The sequence below is a fragment of the Peribacillus sp. TE19612 genome, assembly GCF_056279465.1.
The window spans coordinates 328,742-345,277 of the sequence record NZ_JBWCCL010000002.1 but is presented as its reverse complement, the minus strand read 5'-3'; the positions used below and the strand labels follow the sequence as shown (position 1 = coordinate 345,277).

The window sequence follows — 16,536 nt, the reverse complement described above, 5'->3', positions numbered from 1 at the left end:
CTGTCTTAGATATTGGATGCTTGTTGCAACGGAAAATCCTTCACGACCGTCACGAACTGACCTTCACTAAATGGATAGCCAGATTTTGTGATTTTAACTTTGACGATTTCACCGACCATTTCTTCCGATGCCGGGAAGACGACTTTCATGTAATTATCGGAGTAGCCCTCATAAAGGCCATTTTCCAACTTCGTTTCAGGAATGACTTCCAGAACTTCCCCCTCGAATCGGGAGGCATACTCTTTTGCCAACTGATCCGACAACGTAATAAGGCGGTGGACTCGTTCATTTTTGATATCTTCACCCACTTGATCTCCCATACGGGCAGCCGGAGTCCCTGTCCGTTTTGAATAAGGGAAAACATGAAGTTCGGAGAATTTATATTTTTCTATAAAGTTATATGTCTCGATGAATTCTTCTTCAGTTTCACCCGGGAAACCTACGATGACATCAGAGGTAACAGCAAGACCCGGAAGTGCAATTTTCAGCTTTTCGATTCGATCACCGAAGAAATCCATCGTATATTTACGTCTCATCCGTTTTAGAACGGTATCGGAACCCGATTGGATTGGTATATGCAAATGACGTACCACTTTTTTCGAATTCGTCAGCACTTCAATGATCTCATCTGTAATTTGGCTGGCTTCAATGGATGAAATACGGATACGCTTCAGCCCATCGACTTTTTCCAAGTCCCGCAGCAGCATCGCCAAATTATAGTCTTTCAAATCATCTCCGTAGCCGCCCGTATGAATTCCGGTAAGGACTAGCTCTTTATAGCCTGCCTCGACAAGCTGTTCAGCCTGGTGAACGACTTCCTTTGGATCGCGGGAACGCATCAAGCCACGTGCCCAAGGAATGATGCAGAAAGTGCAGAAATTATTGCAGCCTTCCTGAATCTTCAGTGAAGCGCGTGTACGGTCTGTGAAAGCAGGTACATCCAACTCTTCGTAAACACGGTTTTTCATGATATTTCCTACGGCATTGATTGGTTCACGCTCAACCTTGAATTGCTCAATGTAATCAAGCAGTTTAACCCTGTCTTGTGTTCCTACAACAATATCCACACCTGGTATGGCCATGATTTCTGCCGGCGATGTCTGTGCGTAACATCCCGTTACCGCTATGACGGCATTCGGATTCTTACGAATGGCACGACGGATGACCTGACGGCTTTTCTTATCGCCAGTGTTTGTCACCGTGCATGTGTTGATGACATATACATCTGATGTATTTTCAAACTCAACACGATCATATCCCCCAGTTTTGAATAATTGCCATATAGCCTCTGTTTCATAATGATTCACTTTACAGCCTAATGTATGGAAAGCGACCGTTGCCATTTTTCATCACCTCAAAAGTTCTACATGATAAGAAACAGCGGAAAGTGCATATAAAGGTGCTGTTTCAGTTCTTAATATTCTTGGTCCAAGACCGCAAGCCATAAAACCGGCATCAGTCAGTTTTTCAATTTCCTTATCTGCTAAACCACCTTCAGGCCCAAAAACGAATAGGATGGATTGCCCAGCAGTAATATCTTTCAAGACAGAAGCGAGTACAGAAGTTTCCCCCCGCTTTGCCTCTTCTTCAAAAGCGATTAATTTATGATTGAAACCGGAAGCATACCCAGCTAGCTGATCTGCCGTCATCGGTTCCTTGATGGCAGGGATAACCGTGCGGTGAGATTGCTCAGCCGCCTCTTTTGAAATCTTCTGGAGCCTCTCCAATTTCTTGCCTACCTTTTTGTGGTCCCATTTTACCACCGAACGAGCAGCAATAAAAGGGATAAATTCAACGGCACCCAGTTCAGTGCCCTTTTGAACGATATATTCCAATTTATCCCCTTTAGGCAGACCGCTCGCAATCACTACCCTTACAGGAAGTTCCTTCTCTTCATTCTTCCATTCGGTTACCGTACCTATTACAGCATCATCAGTAATTTCCGAAATTTCCGCGATAGCTGTCATGCCATTACCTTTCACCGTGATGATCCGCTCACCTGGTCCCATTCTCATCACTCTGGCGATATGGTGAAAATCATCACCTGATATCGTCACCATGTTTCCATTGATATCTGCTTCGTTAAGAAAATACCGTTGCACACTGCCACCTACTTCGTCTAGTCTAAATAACTCACAGGCTAACAGTCAGGAATCCAGAATGCAAGCCGTGCAAAGATTCAAGCTAAAAAAAGGTACTCTGACTATCAAAAAAACCGATAATCAGAGTAACTTTTCCAATTAAGCATTTCTTTTTGCGATTATTGCCACCCAATCTTCCATCAAGATCGTTTCCTCAACGGTGAAACCAGATGCTATAATCGCTTCCTTCACATCTTGTTTCTTAGTTTGAATGATTCCGGAAGCGATGAAATATCCGCCAGGTTTAACGACTTTCGCTACATCATCCGTAAAACGCATGATCACTTCGGCAAGAATATTAGCCACGACGATATCCGCTTGTTCATTTACACCATCCAGTAAGTTGCCTTGTGACACGGACACTTTATCCTGCACGTTATTTATTTCAACGTTTTGCTTGGCTGACTGTACTGCCACTTCATCCAAATCAAGTGACTGGATTCGTTTTGCATCCAATAATGCAGCTGCAATGCTTAGAACACCAGAACCAGTTCCTACATCAACGACTAAATCCCCAGGCGTTACTGTTCGTTCCAGCGCTTGGATGCACATGACCGTCGTCGGGTGTGTTCCCGTTCCGAAGGCCATGCCTGGATCAAGTTCAATGATCAATTCGTCACTGCTTACCGGAGTATAGTCTTCCCACGTTGGCACGATGGTAAAACGTTCGGATATCTTAACGGGGTTATAATATTTTTTCCAAGCCGTCGCCCACTCTTCTTCATTCACTTCACTAATTGAAACAACATTTTTCCCAAGGTCAATATCAAAAAGAAGGAGATTATTGATTGATTCCTTAATAGCATCAATGGTATCGCCAAGGAAGCTGTTAACGGGCAGATAAGCCTTAATGACTACACCTTCATCCGGATAATCATCGGGGTTTAAGTGGTAGATTTCGCCAAAAACATTTTCACGTTCCTTGACTAATTCTAGAGGATCCTCAATGACAACACCGCTCGCACCTGCCTCATGAAGAATATTCGAAACAGGTTCAACCGCTTCATTCGTTGTTTGGATTGCAAATTCAGACCACTTCATAATCTACCAACTCCCAATTTGTTCTTTTTACTTTTATTCACCTATCTTTAAAAGCACGCTTCACTTTTGAGAAAAAGCCATCATCTTGTTCATCTACACCTTGACCGCTGATATCACTGAACTCACGAAGCAAGTCCTTTTGTTTTTCCGTTAATTTCTTAGGCGTGACAACCAATACGACCACATGCTGATCTCCTTGGCCATATCCTCTGACATTCGGAACTCCTTTGCCCTTTAAACGGAAACGAGTGCTAGTTTGTGTACCTGCTGGAATCTTCAGCTTCACTTTTCCATGCAGCGTCGGAACTTCTATTTCATCGCCTAATGCTGCCTGGGCAAAAGTAACCGGCATTTCACAATAAATATCATCGCCATCCCGTTCAAAGAATTCATGGCTGCGCACATGGAAGACTACATACAGGTCTCCTGCGGGGCCGCCATTGATTCCAGGCTCGCCTTGGCCTGTTACACGCAACTGCTGGCCATCATCAATTCCTGCTGGCACCTTGACTTGGATTTTTTTACGTTTTTGGACTTTTCCGTCGCCGCCGCATGTTGAACATTTATTAGGAATGATTTTTCCTGTTCCTTGACAATGGTGACATGCTCTCCGGTTCACAATCCTTCCGAACGCTGTGTTTTGTTCAACATTCAATTGACCGGTTCCATGACAATGTGAACAGTTTTCCACCTTTGTACCTGGTTTGGCACCGGATCCTTTACATGTACCGCAATCCTCTTCACGCGGAATTTCGATTTCAGTATCTTTTCCGAATGCAGCCTCTTCAAACGAAAGCGTCATCGTATACTGTAAATCCGCTCCTTGACGCGGTGCATTAGGATCTCTCCTGCGTCCGCCGCCACCAAAGAAGCTACTGAAAATATCTTCAAAACCGCCGAAACCGCCAAAGTCCTGACCGCCAAAGCCTTGATTGGGATCTGTATGTCCGAATTGGTCATAATGGGCTTTTTTCTGTTCGTCACTCAATACTTCGTAAGCTTCCTTGATTTCCTTGAATTTATCCGCAGCATCGTCCGCTTTATTAATATCAGGGTGATATTGTTTGGAGAGCTTTCGATACGCTTTTTTGATTTCATCCTTCGAAGCACTTTTCGAAAGGCCTAACACCTCATAATAATCGCGTTTACTCATATCTAAAATCCACTCCCGATTCGATTCACATAAAGGTAATATTATCACTGAACGAAGATAATAATCAACTAGAAAAGTACAAACGGCTTTAACACATTTTTGCAAATGGCATTGCCAGCCCCAATTTGCACACATTTTTCTCTAAAATCCCACGATTCCCCATCAGTGATTGCAACAATGTTTCCATTCACTGTAAAAAAAGCCAAAGTCAAGATAACCTGACTTTGACTTTTTTACAATGGAGCAGAATACTGCCCGATATATCAGTGTCCCGATTGGGGCACTTTTTATTTTTTCTCTTCTTCGTTTACTTCAGTGTATTCAGCATCAACGACATTATCGTCTTGAGCAGACTCGCCAGCACCCGCTTCGCCAGCTTGCTGAGCTTTTGCCGCTTCTTCATAAAGCTTCATTGTCAAAGCTTGAACGATTTCGTTAAGTGCATCTTTTTTCACGCGGATTTCTTCAAGCTCATTTTTCTCGATTGCAGCTTTCAGTTCATCCTTCGCTTCATTCGCTTTTGTCACTTCCGCTTCGTCCACTTTACCTTCTAAATCTTTAAGCGTTTTTTCCGTTTGGAAAACTAATTGATCTGCTTCGTTACGCAGTTCAACTTCTTCTTTACGTTGTTTATCGCTATCGGCATTTTCTTCCGCTTCACGTACCATGCGTTCGATCTCTTCATCAGAAAGGCCTGAAGATGATTTGATGGTGATTGCTTGTTCTTTGTTCGTACCAAGATCTTTCGCACGAACGTTCACGATACCGTTTTTATCGATATCGAATGTCACTTCAACTTGCGGAACTCCACGCGGTGCCGGTGGAATGTCACTCAATTGGAAACGACCAAGAGTTTTGTTATCCGCTGACATTGGACGCTCACCTTGAAGGACATGGATATCAACTGCCGTTTGATTATCAGCCGCTGTCGAGAATACTTGTGATTTACTTGTCGGAATCGTAGTATTACGGTCAATCAGTTTCGTGAATACTCCGCCCATCGTTTCAATTCCAAGTGAAAGTGGAGTTACATCAAGAAGGACAACGTCTTTAACATCACCTGTCAATACGCCACCTTGAATTGCAGCACCCATAGCCACCACTTCATCAGGGTTTACACCTTTGCTTGGTTCTTGACCGATTTCCTTTTTGATCGCTTCAACGACAGCAGGAATACGTGTAGACCCACCAACAAGGATTACTTTGTCGATTTCAGATGCTGAAAGACCAGCATCTTTCAATGCTTGACGAGTCGGTCCCATAGTACGTTCCACAAGACCTGTGGAAAGCTCATCGAATTTAGCTCTAGTCATCGTTACATCCAAGTGAAGCGGTCCAGCTTCTCCAGCAGTGATGAATGGTAAAGAAATTTGAGTTGACGTTACGCCGGAAAGATCTTTTTTCGCTTTTTCAGCTGCATCTTTCAAACGTTGAACCGCCATTTTATCTTTTGAAAGGTCGATGCCGTTTTCTTTCTTGAATGCTTCAACCAGGTAATCGATGATGACTTGGTCGAAATCATCCCCACCTAGACGATTGTCGCCAGCTGTGGACTTAACTTCGAAAACGCCGTCTCCAAGTTCCATGATGGACACATCAAATGTACCGCCGCCAAGGTCGAATACAAGGATCGTTTGATCTTCTTCCGTTTTATCCAAACCGTATGCAAGTGCTGCAGCTGTCGGTTCGTTGATGATACGTTCCACTTCAAGGCCGGCAATTTGACCAGCATCCTTAGTTGCTTGACGTTCTGCATCATTGAAGTAAGCAGGTACAGTGATAACCGCTTTTGTGACTTTTTCGCCAAGATACTCTTCAGCGTATGATTTCAAGTATTGAAGGATGATTGCAGAAACTTCTTGAGGTGAGTATTCTTTTCCTTCAATTACTTCTTTATGGTTGGTACCCATATGGCGTTTAATGGAAATGATCGTGTTAGGGTTTGTAATCGCTTGGCGTTTTGCCACTTCCCCAACTTGCCTTTCTCCATTTTTGAATGCCACTACGGATGGTGTTGTACGGTTTCCTTCCGGATTCGGGATTACTTTTGGTTCCCCGCCTTCAAGTACAGATACACAAGAGTTTGTTGTACCTAAGTCAATACCAATAATCTTGCTCATAGTTTCACTACCTCCCAATTATTTATATGTAAAAATCCTATTCGTTCACTTTTACCATTGCAGGTCGAATCACACGGTCTTTAAGAAGGTATCCTTTTTGGAATTCCTCGACGACGATGTTCGAACCGAAGTTTTCATCTTGAACTTGCATGACCGCTTGATGCAAACGCGGATCGAACTCTTCACCAACCGAACTGATCGGTTCGATGCCTTCTTTAGCCAATGCACCAGTAATCGCTTTATAGACCATTTCCATGCCGGATAGCAAGGATTTCGTCTGTTCATTTTCCGCTTCGATTTTTGTTGCTCTTTCAAAATTATCAAGAGCCTCCACTAAATCACTAGCAATACTTTGAACTCTATATTTTTGAGCCGCCTCCATATCAAGCTTGGCACGGCGTCTTGAATTATCAAAATCGGCCTGCAGACGAAGATAACGGTTATCCATTTCTTCGATTTTCGCCTCAAGTTCGGCAATTTTTTCATGAGCCAATTGAAGTTCATCTTTTTCAACCGGACCATCGTTTTCTTCCGCTGGAATTTCTTCTTCAGCGAAAACTGCTTCTGCAGCGCTTTCCTCGATTGTTTCATTTTCCAATATTTGTTCTTCGTTTTTATTTTCTGTCACAATCTCACCTCCCTAAAAGGGTTATACAATTTATGCTAAAGTAATATGCCAGGCCGCGGAATATACTCCTCCGCCACCTTAACAATATTACCTTTGCTACTATTTTTGATACAGTTTGGTCATCAGGGCCGTTAAATCTTTCGAGAAAAACGAAAGCAAACTGATCACTCGCGAATATTCCATTCTCGTTGGACCCAATATGGCCAATGTGCCAACTTGCTCCTGCCCGATTGAGTAGGTTGCCGTAATCAAACTGCAGTCATCGAGCACTGTGTTTTGATTTTCACGGCCGATCTTGACGTGGATGCCCGATGGATTTTGAGTAATTAGTTCATAAAATCCCTGTTCCTGCTCAATCATCGATAAAAGCGTGCTTACTTTCGTAATATCATGGAACTCCGGCTGCCTCAGCATATTCGTTTTCCCGCCGAAAAATATTTTTTCGGGCTTTGTGTCCGTCAGGGTCTCCGCAAGGACCGAGACCATCGATCCATAGTTATGAATGTGGCGGCTCAATAGAACGGCAACTTCCTTATAAATCTTATCCTTTAGATCAACTAGCGGAACATCGACCAAACGGGAATTCAATATGTTCACCATCTTTTCAATTTCGTTTATATCAAAAGAAGGCGGTAAGGAAATCATTCGATTTTCCACATGACCTGTATCCGTAATAATGATGGCAATTGCCGTTTCAGGACTTAAGGGAATGATCTGGATTTTTTTCAGCTTATGCTCATTCACTTTTGGTCCGAGTACAATCGCCGTATAATTCGTCAGTTCCGAAAGTATTTTCGCTGACTTCTGAACGATCTTTTCCAATTCATAAATTCGTTCTACAAAAACGGATTTTAATATCTTCACTTCATTCTTTTTCGGAGCTTGAGGAGAAAGTAAATGATCCACATAATATCTATACCCTTTTTCAGAAGGAATCCTACCGGAAGAAGTATGAGTTTTTTCTAAAAATCCCATTTCTTCAAGGTCAGACATTTCGTTGCGAATTGTGGCAGAGCTGAACGTGATTTCATCTTTCTTCGACAAGCTTCGTGACCCGACTGGCTGGGCAGAATGGATGAAATCCTCGATTATCACTTGTAGAATCAATAATTGACGATCAGTTAGCATGTATGATCACCTCTGTTAGCACTCTGTCTCATCGAGTGCTAATATACTAATAAATTATCAAATGCAGCTTATGATGTCAACAATGAAAACCGCTAATTCATCGTTAAAATAACATGGATTTCCTTCAGTCGGAATCAATAACGCCTAAAAATGTTTGGAACACTTCATTTCCTAGCAGTTTGCCCCGCTCAGTCAAGCGCACGAACCCGCCTTCCACCTTAAGCAAACCCTTTGCCGATCCTTCTTCGAGCGGTTTCCTGAAAATCTCCGTCATTTCTACAAAAAATTTATTCTTGAAGATTTCCAATGAAACTCCTTGCGTTTTCCGGAGACCCAAAAACATCTCCTCTTCCATCCGTTCATGAAGCGGTACTGGGTGTTCTTCCAACACAGGCAGTTCGTTCGAAAGCAATGGAGTGATATATTTCTTCACAGGCCCATGATTGGCCACCCTTTTACCTCCAGTATAGCCATGTGCACCAGCACCAATCCCATAATACTCCACATTATCCCAATATGTCAGGTTGTGCCTGCTTTCAAACCCAGCCCGGGCAAAATTACTGATTTCATATTGATGCAGACCATTCTTCTCCATCTCTTCCATCAGCCTCTCATACATCGAAGCCTCGAGCTCCTGCGGCGGCAGGTTTAATTTACCTCTTCGCATCTGATTATAAAAAACCGTCTTCGGCTCAACGATCAATGAGTAGCTTGAGTAGTGGGGCAATTGAAGCGCGATCGCTTTATCCAGCGTATCCTTGAAATCTTCCATCGTTTGGCCCGGCAATCCATAAATCAAGTCGATGCTTATATTCGTAAAGCCAACTTCTTGAGCCAAATGGATCGTTTCATATACTTCTGAAGCCCGGTGAGTCCGGCCAATTCGTTTTAATAATTCATCATTGAAGCTTTGCACTCCAAAGCTAAGTCTATTGACCCCTGAATCATAAAGTATCTTGAGTTTTTCCCTTGAAAGATCCCCGGGATTGGCTTCAAATGTATATTCTGCCTTCTTAGGATCAAAGGGCAGGGTTTCATTGATTGCTTCACATAAGAATGCAAGCTGCTTTTCATCCAGTGAGGTCGGTGTCCCTCCACCGACGAAAACCGTATCCAAACCTGCAGTCGGGTATTTGGAAAGCTGCATCATCATTTCCCTTTTCATCATCTGTAAATATTCGTCGACCGGCTGTCCCTGCAAAAATACTTTATTGAAATCACAATAGTGACAAATATGTTCACAAAATGGTATATGGAGGTAGGCGCTTTTGATCATTGTGTTCACAACCTTTTAATCGAATGAGTCGATAGAAAAAGAGGCTAGATTTCCTCTACCCTCTTTTTTCTAACTATCGTTTATTTTATTTATTTTTTGGGTGTCGTATCATCCATTTTCAAAACAGCCATGAAAGCTTCTTGCGGAACTTCAACGGAACCTACTTGTTTCATCCGCTTTTTACCTTCTTTCTGTTTTTCGAGCAATTTACGTTTACGGGAAATATCGCCGCCGTAACATTTAGCCAATACGTTTTTGCGCATTGCACTAATCGAAGAACGGGCGATGATTTTTTGCCCGATCGCCGCTTGGATCGGCACTTCGAATTGTTGCCTTGGAATCAATTTCTTCAATTTTTCAACAATGACTTTACCGCGTTCATAAGCAAAGTCCTTATGAACGATGAAACTTAAAGCATCCACAGTTTCAGCATTCAGTAAGATATCCATCTTCACAAGCTTGGACGGTTTGTAGCCGATCAGCTCATAATCGAATGAAGCATAGCCTCTTGTATTGGATTTCAATTGATCGAAGAAATCATACACGATTTCCGATAATGGAATTTCATAATGAATGCTCACACGAGTCTCATCGATATATTCCATATCAATGAAGTTACCGCGTTTATTTTGACAGATTTCCATGATTGCCCCGACAAACTCCGTCGGTGCCATCATCGTCGCTTTGACATACGGCTCCTCGACACGTTCGATCTTTTGAGCATCAGGCATATTGGACGGGTTATCCACTTTCAGGACCGTTCCGTCCGTTTGCACCACATCATAAATAACACTCGGTGCAGTGGTGATCAAATCGATTTTGAATTCACGTTCAATCCGTTCCTGGATGATTTCCATATGAAGGAGCCCAAGGAATCCGCAACGGAAACCGAAGCCCAATGCTTGCGATGATTCCGCTTCGAACTGCAGCGCTGAATCGTTCAATTCCAATTTCTCCAATGCATCCCGTAAATCATTGAATTTCGATGCGTCAATTGGGTATAGACCGCAATATACCATCGGATTCATCTTCCTGTAACCCGGCAATGGTTCTGTCGCACTATTCACGGCACTCGTTATCGTATCACCGACAGTCGTATCACCAACGTTTTTAATGGATGCCGTAAGGAAACCTACATCACCGACGTTCAGTTCATCCAAAAGCTGTGTTTTAGGGTTGAAAACACCCAATTCGGTAACATCGAATTCCTTGCCAGTGGACATCATTTTGATTTTGTCGCCCACTTTAATGGAACCCTCAACAACACGGATATAGGCAACTACACCGCGGTACGCATCAAACAGTGAATCGAAAATAAGCGCCTTGAAAGGAGCATCCGGATCACCTTGCGGAGCTGGAACCAATTCAACGACCTGTTCCAAAATCTCCTCGATTCCGATTCCGGCTTTGGCCGAAGCCAAAACTGCATCGGAAGCATCCAATCCGATTACTTCCTCGATTTCTCCGCGCACCCGTTCCGGATCTGCACTCGGCAAATCAATTTTATTGATGACCGGAATGATTTCAAGGTTGTTGTCCAAAGCTAAATACACATTTGCAAGCGTTTGGGCCTCAATTCCCTGTGCCGCATCGACAACAAGGACAGCACCTTCACAAGCTGCAAGGCTTCGTGACACTTCATACGTAAAATCGACATGTCCCGGTGTATCAATAAGATGGAAGATGTATTCTTCTCCATCTTTCGCGTTATATTTCAATTGAATCGCATTCAATTTAATCGTAATTCCACGCTCACGCTCTAAATCCATGGAATCCAACAGCTGACTCTTCATTTCACGCTGAGTCATGGCGTTCGTTTTTTCAATGATACGATCCGCCAATGTAGATTTACCATGATCGATATGAGCGATGATGGAAAAGTTACGAATTTTTGATTGTCTTTTTAATTTTTCTTCTCTATTCATGACGTTCACTCCCACTAGTCGACACAATACACTATTTTTTATTATATCAATAGAAAATGCAAGATTCAACAGAATAGTTACAAAAGAAGCATCATTGCAGGACAAAGCATAAAAAAAGGCTGCATCCCGGATTCGGATGCAGCCTTTTGCAGGGCACAATCAACTTATTTCCTACCTAAATCATATCAATAAGGGCCTGAAAGGCACCTGATATGGTTTCTCCAAGCGTTTTGCCGATCGATGAGAAAAAGTTGAAAGCTTTCATTTCTTCAAGCTTTTCTTTTTTCGTCTCCAAATCATGACTCGTCACTTTTTCGCCAAGGATATCCGCTTCCATCTCCCCTTGGTCCGATTGGTTAATGATGAATGCACTATTCAAAGAGGGATCTTCATACCCCTTCATTTTTTTCATCCCGTCGTTGGCTTGCTGCATCCCGATTAAAACACCTAAAAACAATACGAGCACAATCCCTGTACATTTCAACCAAAATCGAACCATGATAAGAGAACTCCTTTCAAATTACCTCGCTTCCGAATCCCCGGTCGGATTATCCACTGCTTTGGCATCCCAGTAAAATTCACTGAAAACCTCGGTAAAGGCATCAACGGTCATGTACATTTCCTCGAAAGTATTATCAACACCGCCAACTTCAATAAGCATGGCATTGCCGGATAAATCCTGATTATATACTCCATTTTGACCCGCTCCGCCCTGTTTCATAACCCCTCGTGAAATTCCGGGATATTTTTTTTCCAGAGCTTTATGAATTTTATTGGCAAGCGCGGCATTTTTTTCATAGTTCGGGTTATTCCCCCCGATCACGAAGGCGATCTTGGCATACTCTTTACCTCTGATTGTAATTGTCGTATGTTTCTTCCGCTTTGAATCGCGGTGGATATCAATCAGATATTCTAAATCTTTGTTATTGGCCAATGCAGTCTCGACGGATTTCCGTGATTCTTGATACGATTTGGCATAATTCAATCCTTTATTATTCAGATTTCCCATGATATCCGTTTTATCGAGCGAGGAGCCGATCCCCTTATCAGCCAAATCTTCAACCATCCGTTCCCCGAGTTTCGTAATATTGATTTTAGAATGGTAGGCTAGGTCGGGGTCGGTCACCCCTTTTAAATATGGAAGATATGACTCCCGGTTATGGCTATGGTATATCTCGACCACTTTCCGGCCATTGGTCGTTTGATTCGGCTGATTGGTCACTCCTTTATCCGGTTCTTCAATCTCATCCAGGTTTTGCAGGGATGCATCCCTTTCTTCATTCAGGACATCCACTGGCGGTGAAGATTCATACGGCATATTCGTATAATTCGTTCCTTCCCCAGCAACGAGGATCTCATTATCAAAAATCGAAAAGCCAGGAAGCTCCCTTCCCAGTAAACTTCGCGGGTCCTCAAGTGAAATGTTGGTCGAGACTTTTATCAATTGATTCGTGATGATCGATTCCTGCTTACCTTCCGGCAGGGCATTAAAAAGATAATGATTTTCGTTGGCCAGCATCGAAAACAGCATTTTTCCCGAGAATTGATTGGCTACAGTATGTACGGAGTTAGAAGATATCCGATACTCCGGTCTTAGGGAAGTCATGACCCCACTGACTGAAAAAACAAAAAGAAGCAAGGCGAGAATACCTAGAAAAGTTTTTATTATTGTTGATCCGTGAATGGCTGTTATGATTCCTGGGGAATTTCTTCTTTTCATCCTTCCACCCTCTCTATAGCTTGTCTATTAATACCTATGACTTTGCTAGAAAGGGTAGAACACCATTTTTGGGCACTGAAAGTGATTTAACGGGTGTAATAGCCGGCATTATCTTGATTTATTGAATGATGCAAGGCTGCATTTAAACCATTGGCTATCAAATTGGCCATATCCTCAATGAAAACATCGACTTCTTTCGGTGTAACCATCAAATTTTGACCAAGCGGTGACAGTACCTCATAAATCAGTTTCCGTTTCTCTTCATCAGGGAGGACACCTATCATTCCCAAGAAGGTTTGGCGTTCCTTTTCACCTGGCATATCCTCCTCGGTCAGCTTTGTACGCTTCCCAAAACTGAATCCAGCTGGTGCCAACGAGCGTGATGGCCTGTCCCCTTCATTCAGTTCCTTGCCAAAGTGCTTCAAAATATAATCTATCGTATCACTGGCAATGGATACGGCATCCACGACAGTAGGTATTCCAATTGCTATAACAGGAACTCCCAGCGTATCCTGGCTCAATTCTTTTCGTTTATTTCCCACACCAGACCCTGGATGGATCCCTGTATCCGTAATTTGAATCGTAGAATTCACCCGTTCGATGGAACGGGCAGCCAATGCGTCAACGACGATAAGGAAATCAGGATTACTTTTTTCGATGACGCCTTTTATGATGTCACTTGTCTCGATTCCGGTAATCCCCATCACCCCAGGGGAAATCGCACTGACCGGCCGATAGCCTTCCTTGACGGACTCTGGCTGCAATTCGAACAAATGTCTTGTGACCACAAGGTTCTCAACGACTGCAGGCCCCAAGGCATCGGGGGTAACATTCCAATTACCAAGACCGACAACCAAACAACTGCTTTCTTTTGTGATTTTATTCCGTTTCAAGAAGTAAGCCAGTTCGTTGGCGAACACCTTTTCCACCCGTTGCTGCGTATCCGTGTCCTGCTGGCGGATTCCCTGCACTTCGATGGTCAAATAACTGCCCTGTTTCTTACCGATTTCTTTTTCTCCCTCAGCCGTGACCTCAACTAAGGATACCTTCAGATCATCCACTTCTTTTTCCTTAATAATGACCCCTTCGATGCGGGAAACATCCACTTCCTCTACTACACCTTTATGTTCAAGGGCAATCTCCTTTGCTTCAATCGCCAAATCTGTTCGAATTCCGTATTCACTAAGGTCCAAATTATTTTCCATAACGGCCTCCTGATGTTTGAATTGTATCTAATCTAGTATTTTCAATAGTCTCTCTTAAACATTCTGTCGTTTTTGCTTTTTTATTATTCATTTTTTTGGTACAATGAATGATGACGAGATGAATTTATTACTGAAATTATAATTCCTTTTATAATTCCTTTTCGATTCTCAATCTGAAGTATTGCATATTTATGAGCAGTCTGATAGAATATCACTTGTGCTATTTGATATGGATTTGAAAAGTCGAGTTCATATAATCTCGATTTCTTTGTAGGAGGTGAACGGAATGCCAAACATTAAATCTGCTATTAAACGTGTAAAAATCAACGACAAAAAACGCGTTCATAACATTACTGTTAGATCAACTATGCGTACTACAGTGAAAAACGCTGAAGTTGCATTAGCTGGTGAAAACGTTGAAGCTGCTAAAGAAGCTCTTTTAACAGCTGCTGTGAAATTAGACAAAGCTGCATCTAAAGGATTAATCCATAAAAATGCGGCAGCCCGTAAAAAATCTCGTTTAGCGAAAAGACTTAACGCTCTTAACGCATAATGACAAAAAATTAAACGATCCAATCGGATCGTTTTTTTTGTGCCGTTTTTTGCATAAAAAAGGTGACAGGATATCTGCCACCGTTTTTATCATCTAATTTTTAAAAGCAGCAGCTCAAGCGTGATTGCCTTATCTGCTTGGCCGGTCTTCATTTTATAATCCGCTTCCGCTAAGTCGTTCATGATGCTCAACAACTCGCGTTCCTGGAATTTCCCCGTCTTTTCAAGTGCCAGCTTTACCCTGTAAGGGTGCACCTTCAGTTGACCCGCAATTTTTTGCTGGCTATAGCCCTGACGGGAAAGCTCCTTCACTTGATACATGAGCCTGACCTGACCTGCCATGACACTCAAGATCTTGATCGGCTCTTCATTCTGCCTGAGAAGATCGTGCAGTATCGTCATGGCACTCTCCATTTTTCTCTGTAACACATGATCAACAAGTGTAAAGATATTCTGTTCAAGGGATTTAGCGACCAGCTTTTCCACTACCTCGACTGTAATGTGCTTCTCAGCTTCCGTATAAAGCACCATTTTATCCAGTTCATTCGTCAGCATCATCAGATTCGTTCCTGCAAGTTCAAGTAAAAGCTCTGTAGCCTGCTCATCTATTCGGACTGAAGAAGCTTCGACCCTCTCCTTCACCCACCCCTTTAACTCATGATCACCAAGCTTCTTCGCTTCAACGAGAACCGCCTTACGCTTCAGTTCCTTGGTGATTTTTTTCCGTTCATCCAGTTTCTCATAAGGTGCGGTCAATACGACAATAGAATATGGAACCGGGTCAGCCAAGTACGCTTCCAGTCTTTTCACATTATGCTCAACTCTTGACTTCGTTTTTTCAGCTGTCAAAAAAAATGGGTTTTGCATGAAGACAAGGCGCCTTTCCCCGATAAACGGGAGGGTTTCGACATCTTCAAGCGCAGTTTCAACAGGCGTCTCTTCTAAATCAAATTGAGAAAAGTTAAAATCCATCTCATCTTCGTGAAGGACATTCTCGATCAATAGCTGCTTCGTTTCATTAATTAGATAGGCTTCCGTCCCATATAACAAGTATACTGGCGCGAATTGCCCTTTTTTTATACTTTTCCAAACGTCTAATACCAATAGAATCCGCCTCTTTACTATGTATTCTTCTCTAATGGTATAGGTGGATGGACCATTTGACAAGCTATAAAGGGAACTAGCCCTTAAAAGGGCTAATTCCGGATCTATATGAACACTTTCAAGAAAGGCCCGGGTAATCTCCCTTGAAAGCGGGTAGAGTATTCATGTAGAACAAATGAGCTTTTCGTTTTCGCTTGCTTTGTTTGTACTTTTATTTTGACCTCAAAATCCCAAACTATTTGTGACAACTCTTGTCAGTAAAGGAAATGAAGGAATGAAGCCTGTAGATTTTTTTTTGGTAATGTTTTATACTATTAGCAGAAATAGGAGGGGTAAATAATGAACGAATTCGAAAAGAATGTTCAATCAAAGACAGATGACGTCGCTGATTCCGCTATAGGATTCATCGGTTCTTTTGTATTTTTCGCTGCCATGTTCACCATAGCTGTCGTCATTAAAGCTGTCGGATCCTGATTTCATTCATTACATGCACTTATTTTTCCTGATGGAGGCTGCTGCTGCAGTCTCTTTCTTTTTGATTTT

General features: G+C 42.6%; 15 protein-coding genes. 2 read left to right on the top strand and 13 right to left on the bottom strand.

Annotation, left to right across the window (positions count from 1 at the left end; all coding sequences use genetic code 11):
- Positions 1-5: 5 nt before the first annotated feature.
- The 12 genes from mtaB to gpr form a co-directional block, all read right to left on the bottom strand.
- Positions 6-1,343, bottom strand: coding sequence for a tRNA (N(6)-L-threonylcarbamoyladenosine(37)-C(2))-methylthiotransferase MtaB (gene mtaB / locus ACZ9AO_RS04955; RefSeq protein WP_476108589.1), 1,338 nt, complete (start codon positions 1,341-1,343; stop codon positions 6-8).
- A gap of 6 nt (positions 1,344-1,349) precedes the next feature.
- Positions 1,350-2,102 (bottom strand): 16S rRNA (uracil(1498)-N(3))-methyltransferase, encoded by a 753-nt coding sequence (locus ACZ9AO_RS04950; RefSeq protein ID WP_251539642.1) that lies wholly within the window; start codon positions 2,100-2,102, stop codon positions 1,350-1,352.
- Positions 2,103-2,240: 138 nt separating this feature from the next.
- On the bottom strand, positions 2,241-3,182 hold the full coding sequence (gene prmA, locus ACZ9AO_RS04945) for a 50S ribosomal protein L11 methyltransferase (protein WP_034308530.1): 942 nt from the start codon (positions 3,180-3,182) through the stop codon (positions 2,241-2,243).
- 37 nt (positions 3,183-3,219) lie between these two features.
- A complete protein-coding gene (gene dnaJ, locus ACZ9AO_RS04940) occupies positions 3,220-4,335 on the bottom strand; it encodes a molecular chaperone DnaJ (protein WP_063594190.1) in 1,116 nt (371 codons plus the stop codon).
- Positions 4,336-4,622: 287 nt separating this feature from the next.
- Positions 4,623-6,455, bottom strand: coding sequence for a molecular chaperone DnaK (dnaK, locus tag ACZ9AO_RS04935; protein ID WP_034308533.1), 1,833 nt, complete (start codon positions 6,453-6,455; stop codon positions 4,623-4,625).
- A gap of 37 nt (positions 6,456-6,492) precedes the next feature.
- The gene (grpE, locus tag ACZ9AO_RS04930; RefSeq protein WP_063594191.1) at positions 6,493-7,083 is read right to left on the bottom strand and encodes a nucleotide exchange factor GrpE; all 591 of its coding nucleotides are present in this window, start codon (positions 7,081-7,083) and stop codon (positions 6,493-6,495) included.
- A 99-nt stretch (positions 7,084-7,182) separates the two neighbouring features.
- Positions 7,183-8,211, bottom strand: a complete 1,029-nt coding sequence (hrcA, locus tag ACZ9AO_RS04925; protein WP_251539643.1) for a heat-inducible transcriptional repressor HrcA — start codon at positions 8,209-8,211, stop codon at positions 7,183-7,185.
- Positions 8,212-8,335: 124 nt separating this feature from the next.
- Positions 8,336-9,487, bottom strand: coding sequence for a radical SAM family heme chaperone HemW (gene hemW / locus ACZ9AO_RS04920; RefSeq protein ID WP_476108588.1), 1,152 nt, complete (start codon positions 9,485-9,487; stop codon positions 8,336-8,338).
- Positions 9,488-9,576: 89 nt separating this feature from the next.
- Positions 9,577-11,412: a translation elongation factor 4 gene (gene lepA / locus ACZ9AO_RS04915; RefSeq protein ID WP_053535739.1), complete on the bottom strand. Its 1,836-nt coding sequence runs from the start codon at positions 11,410-11,412 to the stop codon at positions 9,577-9,579.
- A gap of 175 nt (positions 11,413-11,587) precedes the next feature.
- Positions 11,588-11,911 (bottom strand): YqxA family protein, encoded by a 324-nt coding sequence (locus ACZ9AO_RS04910; RefSeq protein ID WP_053535740.1) that lies wholly within the window; start codon positions 11,909-11,911, stop codon positions 11,588-11,590.
- 21 nt (positions 11,912-11,932) lie between these two features.
- Positions 11,933-13,132, bottom strand: a complete 1,200-nt coding sequence (gene spoIIP, locus ACZ9AO_RS04905) for a stage II sporulation protein P (RefSeq protein WP_251539645.1) — start codon at positions 13,130-13,132, stop codon at positions 11,933-11,935.
- Between the two features lie 86 nt (positions 13,133-13,218).
- Entirely contained in the window at positions 13,219-14,337 is a 1,119-nt protein-coding gene (gene gpr, locus ACZ9AO_RS04900) for a GPR endopeptidase (protein WP_063594195.1), read from the bottom strand.
- A gap of 286 nt (positions 14,338-14,623) precedes the next feature.
- On the opposite strand from gpr, the gene rpsT reads away from it, so the two are divergent.
- Positions 14,624-14,890, top strand: coding sequence for a 30S ribosomal protein S20 (gene rpsT / locus ACZ9AO_RS04895; protein WP_034308554.1), 267 nt, complete (start codon positions 14,624-14,626; stop codon positions 14,888-14,890).
- A gap of 89 nt (positions 14,891-14,979) precedes the next feature.
- Here rpsT and holA read toward each other — a convergent pair whose 3' ends face one another.
- Positions 14,980-15,993, bottom strand: a complete 1,014-nt coding sequence (holA, locus tag ACZ9AO_RS04890; RefSeq protein WP_034308556.1) for a DNA polymerase III subunit delta — start codon at positions 15,991-15,993, stop codon at positions 14,980-14,982.
- Between the two features lie 339 nt (positions 15,994-16,332).
- Here holA and ACZ9AO_RS04885 point away from each other — a divergent pair, with 339 nt between their 5' ends.
- Positions 16,333-16,467, top strand: coding sequence for a YqzM family protein (locus ACZ9AO_RS04885; RefSeq protein WP_034308559.1), 135 nt, complete (start codon positions 16,333-16,335; stop codon positions 16,465-16,467).
- Positions 16,468-16,536 lie beyond the last annotated feature (69 nt).

What these genes read in the sequence shown, in the direction of transcription:
- mtaB (WP_476108589.1), bottom strand. Translation starts at nt 1,343, where the DNA reads ATGGCAACGGTCGCTTTCCATACATTAGGCTGTAAAGTGAATCATTAT.
- prmA (WP_034308530.1), bottom strand. Translation starts at nt 3,182, where the DNA reads ATGAAGTGGTCTGAATTTGCAATCCAAACAACGAATGAAGCGGTTGAA.
- dnaJ (WP_063594190.1), bottom strand. Translation starts at nt 4,335, where the DNA reads ATGAGTAAACGCGATTATTATGAGGTGTTAGGCCTTTCGAAAAGTGCT.
- dnaK (WP_034308533.1), bottom strand. Translation starts at nt 6,455, where the DNA reads ATGAGCAAGATTATTGGTATTGACTTAGGTACAACAAACTCTTGTGTA.
- hrcA (WP_251539643.1), bottom strand. Translation starts at nt 8,211, where the DNA reads ATGCTAACTGATCGTCAATTATTGATTCTACAAGTGATAATCGAGGAT.
- hemW (WP_476108588.1), bottom strand. Translation starts at nt 9,487, where the DNA reads ATGATCAAAAGCGCCTACCTCCATATACCATTTTGTGAACATATTTGT.
- lepA (WP_053535739.1), bottom strand. Translation starts at nt 11,412, where the DNA reads ATGAATAGAGAAGAAAAATTAAAAAGACAATCAAAAATTCGTAACTTT.
- ACZ9AO_RS04910 (WP_053535740.1), bottom strand. Translation starts at nt 11,911, where the DNA reads ATGGTTCGATTTTGGTTGAAATGTACAGGGATTGTGCTCGTATTGTTT.
- spoIIP (WP_251539645.1), bottom strand. Translation starts at nt 13,132, where the DNA reads ATGAAAAGAAGAAATTCCCCAGGAATCATAACAGCCATTCACGGATCA.
- gpr (WP_063594195.1), bottom strand. Translation starts at nt 14,337, where the DNA reads ATGGAAAATAATTTGGACCTTAGTGAATACGGAATTCGAACAGATTTG.
- rpsT (WP_034308554.1), top strand. Translation starts at nt 14,624, where the DNA reads ATGCCAAACATTAAATCTGCTATTAAACGTGTAAAAATCAACGACAAA.
- ACZ9AO_RS04885 (WP_034308559.1), top strand. Translation starts at nt 16,333, where the DNA reads ATGAACGAATTCGAAAAGAATGTTCAATCAAAGACAGATGACGTCGCT.